Source organism: Streptomyces sp. NPDC097981, from assembly GCF_040302565.1.
Lineage (GTDB): Bacteria > Actinomycetota > Actinomycetes > Streptomycetales > Streptomycetaceae > Streptomyces.
In genome coordinates this window covers 1-4,274 of record NZ_JBEORW010000138.1, presented here as the reverse complement: position 1 = coordinate 4,274, position 4,274 = coordinate 1, and the positions used below count along the sequence as shown (strand labels likewise).

At 71.6% G+C, this 4,274-nt stretch carries 3 protein-coding genes and 1 pseudogene; 2 read left to right on the top strand and 2 right to left on the bottom strand.

All coding sequences use genetic code 11. The annotated features are described in order from the left end of the window. The first annotated feature begins 304 nt into the window (after positions 1-304). Both ABTY04_RS40460 and ABTY04_RS40455 read left to right on the top strand, forming a co-directional pair. Complete coding sequence (locus ABTY04_RS40460) at positions 305-598, top strand: hypothetical protein (protein WP_352218428.1); 294 nt, start codon at positions 305-307, stop codon at positions 596-598. A gap of 760 nt (positions 599-1,358) precedes the next feature. Beyond that, positions 1,359-2,813, top strand: a complete 1,455-nt coding sequence (locus tag ABTY04_RS40455; protein WP_352218427.1) for a protein kinase domain-containing protein — start codon at positions 1,359-1,361, stop codon at positions 2,811-2,813. A 534-nt stretch (positions 2,814-3,347) separates the two neighbouring features. Here the strand turns inward: ABTY04_RS40455 and ABTY04_RS40450 are convergent. Both ABTY04_RS40450 and ABTY04_RS40445 read right to left on the bottom strand, forming a co-directional pair. Next, positions 3,348-4,019 carry a hypothetical protein gene (locus ABTY04_RS40450; RefSeq protein ID WP_352218426.1) on the bottom strand — a complete coding sequence of 224 codons (672 nt, stop codon included), beginning with the start codon at positions 4,017-4,019 and terminating at the stop codon, positions 3,348-3,350. 22 nt (positions 4,020-4,041) lie between these two features. After that, positions 4,042-4,274 (bottom strand): annotated as a pseudogene (locus ABTY04_RS40445) (hypothetical protein); the annotation flags it as partial.

Genomic DNA, 4,274 nt, shown 5'->3' with positions numbered 1-4,274 from the left:
CACAACCTCACCCTCGCCGGATAAGCGAGCAGGCCGCACGGCAGCCCGCCATGCCCGAGGCCACTCGAAGATCATTTACGGGACAACCCTTAGCTCAGAGCATGTCTGAAAGATCGTGTCCCGAACTGCATCCTCAAGCGCCACGGAAATCCCCTCCCCCGAGGCGTTCGGGTGCCGAGAGGATTGAGCGATGCGGAAATGCAGCCCGTCTGAGACTCACCCCGGCCGACATAAACGTGTCGCCGTGAGACTCCCCAGCTCAGATCAGCGCCATGTGCAGCAGACGCCGAGACCCTACAACCAGATGGACAACCAGGAGTACTCGGCCGGCCTCACCAAGCTGCGGGCTGTCCGCGACGAACTCAAGTCCCTGGAGCGCAAGCTGCGCGAACTCCAGGGTCAGGTCGACAAGCCGCGCGAACGCCGGGCAGAGATGATCCGGCAGCTCGGCGGGTACGAGAAAGCCACCTCGGACCGGCTCGCAACGTCCGCCGGTCTCGCCGTGATCGACATCGTGGCCCTGGTGCCCTCTCCGGCCCCTCAGGGCGCCCCTGAAGGGCCCGTCCAGCCTCCCGCGACCGGGAACCGCCACCGTTGATCAGTAGGCCGCTCAGGCGCCCGCAGGGCCGCGTGGTTCGCTGACCGGCGACCGTACGCGCGGGCATTCGTTGAGCTGTGGAAGACGCTGCGGCCGCACTTCCAAGACGTGGTCCTCATGGGTTCGCCGTCGCAGACCGGGCAGGACCTGTGGTCGCGGACCATCCCGACCAAGGCCGGCGCCAAGTGGGCGGACGGCTTCCCCGTCATGTCGCCAGGAGATCCGCGGCCTGCTCCACGCCACCGCCGGGCAGGGCCGTACCGAGCTGATCACGCCGCGCGTGCCGGAGCGGGTGCCCGGTTGGTTCGAGCCCGACCGGACCTTCGCCTACCGCGCCGCGACGGCACCGGAGAGTGCGCCTACGCCGACAATCGCGGCGGCCCGGGCTCGGGCGAAGAGAGGTTCGACAGCGCCGAGTTCAAGGCTCTGGTGGACGCGGCCGGCGGCGATGTCGCGGCCGCCGTGCAGAAGTGGCTCGTCGACACCGAAGATCGAGCCCGGCACACCGATCGTCGGCCTAGAGATCCGAGCCTGGAAGCCCCAGGACTGAGCGGGCCGGCGGTCTCTCTGCCACAGGATCGGTGGTCTGCGGAGGAGGCCACCCGCCTCGGGTGTGGCGGTACCGGGCGCGTGGGCCGGGTCGACAAACGTGGGCGCGCCTCGGCGAGGAGGGCCAGGATCCGATTTCGCGGGACGGTGCCCAGCGGGCACCCTGATGCATAGAGCTGGAGGCCGCCGGGCGGTCGGGGAGGAGGCAGTGATGCAGGGGAGCGTCCTGGCAGGCCGGTATCGGCTGGAGGAGCTGTTAGGGGCCGGGGGCATGGGTCAGGTGTGGCGAGGTACCGACCAGCGCCTTCACCGACAGGTGGCCGTCAAGGTGCTGGCACGCCCAGGGGATCGGGTGCTGGCGACGCGGCTGCTCGCCGAAGCACGTGCTGCCGCGGCTTTCTCCGATCCGCACGCGGTGGCGGTACACGACGTCGGAGAAGGCCGACTCGGCGGCGTTCCGTCGGTGTTCTTGGTGATGGAGCTGGTCGAGGGACGACCGCTGAGTGAGGTACTGCACAACGGGCCGCTCCCGGTGGAGGACGTGGTGCGGTGGGGCGAGGAGATCTGCCAGGCCCTGCAAGCGGCCCACCGCGCCGGTGTGGTGCACCGCGACGTCAAGCCTTCCAACATCCTCATCACAGGCGCCGGCCGGATGAAGCTCTGCGACTTCGGGATCGCCCGCCGCACCGTCGCCACGCACGGGCTGACCGCGACGGGCGCTGCGATCGGCACTCCCGGCTACATGGCACCGGAGCAGATCCGTGGCGACACGGTGGGCCCGGCGACCGACCTCTACGCGTTGGGCTGCCTGCTGTATGAGCTGCTCACCGGCTTGCCGCCGTTCACCGGAGAGGCATTGTCGGTCCTGTCCAGGCACCTGGAGCGGACGCCCGTTCCAGTGCGCGAGCGCCGTCCCGAGGTCCCGGTTGCACTGGACCGGTTGGTGGGGCAACTTCTCGCCAAAGACCCGGGGCGGCGTCCGGTCAGCGCGGCCGTCGTGGGCGACGAACTGCTTGATGTCGGAAGGGGACCGGTGGCGACCCGGATCCTTCCGCCCGCCACGAACGACGAGGCGGCCAAGCCTTTCGCCGGCACGCGGACCGGGGCCCGAGCCCGCCCCGAGGTCGACACGCGAGCGCTGAAGTGGGGTCGCGGCCGTGCCTCGCTCGTATTGGGTGCGCTGTGCGCCACGGACCTCGTAGTCCTCGCCGACATGGCGGTGCTGTGGGCGTCCGTGCTTGGGGTACTGGCCACGGGGCTGGTGAGCCTTCTGTACGACGACGGGGCGTCCCTGGCGGCCAGGCGCGGGGAACAGGTGCGGGAATCCGGCGGGACCGTTCTGCTGGCGTTGGCCGCCACTGTTGTCGTTACGGTGGTGCTGCTGTTCTGGAGCCCGGCCCCCTGGTGGGTTGCTCTGCTGACGTCGATGGGAGGCGGTCCCCTCCTGCTCTCCTGTGCGTCCGGTGTCGCCCGGCTGCTGACGCGGCTATGCAGCACCGCCCAGCAGGCGGACATGGCCGCCGGACTGGGCTTGGTGAACGGAACACTGGCGGCCCTGCTCGTCCCGCACGAGCAGGGCCTCGTGGCCTTGGGGTTGGGCGTGGGGGCCTGGCTCGCGACCGCCACGGTGACAGCGGTGCTCATGCCGACCATCAGGCGTGCCTGACCCGATCTCGCTTCGAGGCAACCGGCCCGAGCGGTAGTCGACCTGACACCACTGACGCTCGCCGGCCGGCCCTGCCCCTCCCCCCGCCACCGCGTTGGCCCCGCACGGGAGGACCGAGGAGTTCTGCACCAGCGCCGTGCGGGGGCAGGCGCAGCACCGTGCAGGGCATCGTTCTCTGGAAGGCGGCGTTCGTCGCCGCCCTCCCCACAGGCTCCCTGGCAGGGGCCGGGCGCTTCGCGGCCACCGACGTCGTAGTCCGAGGTAGCAGCGGCGCCTAGGCCCGCGTCAGGCAACAACCCCTCGACGCCCCACTTGGGCCGAGCCGGGCCGGGCCGCGGCCCAGTTCGGCTCCGGCCGGGGCGGTGTGCTGCCGAGAGCCACGCCGCCCGGGCGCTCACGTCCTGCACCGGCGCCGTGCATGCCGACGGCTTCCGAGTATGGGTACGGCCGATCTGTTGATCTGCAATTGAGCTGCGTCGATGGGCCGTTTCACCCTGACCGCCATGCCTCGCGGCCCCGAACTGGCCCCGTGCCTCAGCGATCGCGGCCAGTGCCCGCCCGGCCTGCGGTGAGCACCGGCTCGGCCGCCACGCCCGTTCGCTCGGCCCGCCGCCTCGACACCCGGCGCCACGCCCCCGCACCGGCCAGGAGCGCCAGCCCGTCCACCACCGCCGCGGAAAACCCCATCGCCGCGACCGTCTGCCACGAGTGCTCGTCCAGCTCCCCGCCCTCCGGCGACGCCCACAGCCGGATCCGGTGCCCGTCCGGGTGCACCTTGTCCGCCGGGCGCACCTCGTCGAAGGTGCGTCCGCCGACCGACCAGACGTACCGGCACTCGACCTCGTCCTCCGGCCCCACGCCCTCGTCCCAGCGCTGGCCGGTCACCCGGCAACCGCTGAGCTCGATCGATACCGGTTCCGTCGTCCGCCCCCGGAGCTGGACCTGCTCCACCGTGCCGCCCGTGGTCACGACCCCGGCCAGCACCAATACCGTCAGCCCGCCAGCGGCCAGCGCGTCGGCCCACCGGTCCAGACCCGGCCGGAGCCTGAGCCCGACCAGCGCCGTCACCAGGCCCGCCCCGAGCAGGACGAGCGGCCAGGCCGTCCACGGCGTCCCGTCCGCCCAGTTCCACAGCAGCACGCCCGCGCCGACGACCGCGGCCACCGACCCCCCGACCGCGACGTACCCGCCTACCTTCTGCGCCACTTCGCACCCCCCTTCCCCCCCGCTACCCACCCGTCCGATCCCGCAACCACGCCGCCACCGCCAGGTAGTCGTCCGCCGCCAGCCCGACCCGGGAGTCCACCCGGCGGAGCAGCGCGTCCCCCGGATGGTGCGCGGCCACCCACGCCCGGTTGGCGTCGCCGATGGAGAGTCGGCTTGGGGCGCGGTACCTGGATCCCTCCGGGCCCGTTTCCCCAAGCCGCTCACCGAACCGGACGTGCCCGTTTCCGAGCATCC

Bases quoted from the DNA above. Each gene is read 5' to 3' on its own strand.
- ABTY04_RS40460 (WP_352218428.1), top strand. From the start codon at position 305: ATGGACAACCAGGAGTACTCGGCCGGCCTCACCAAGCTGCGGGCTGTC.
- ABTY04_RS40455 (WP_352218427.1), top strand. From the start codon at position 1,359: ATGCAGGGGAGCGTCCTGGCAGGCCGGTATCGGCTGGAGGAGCTGTTA.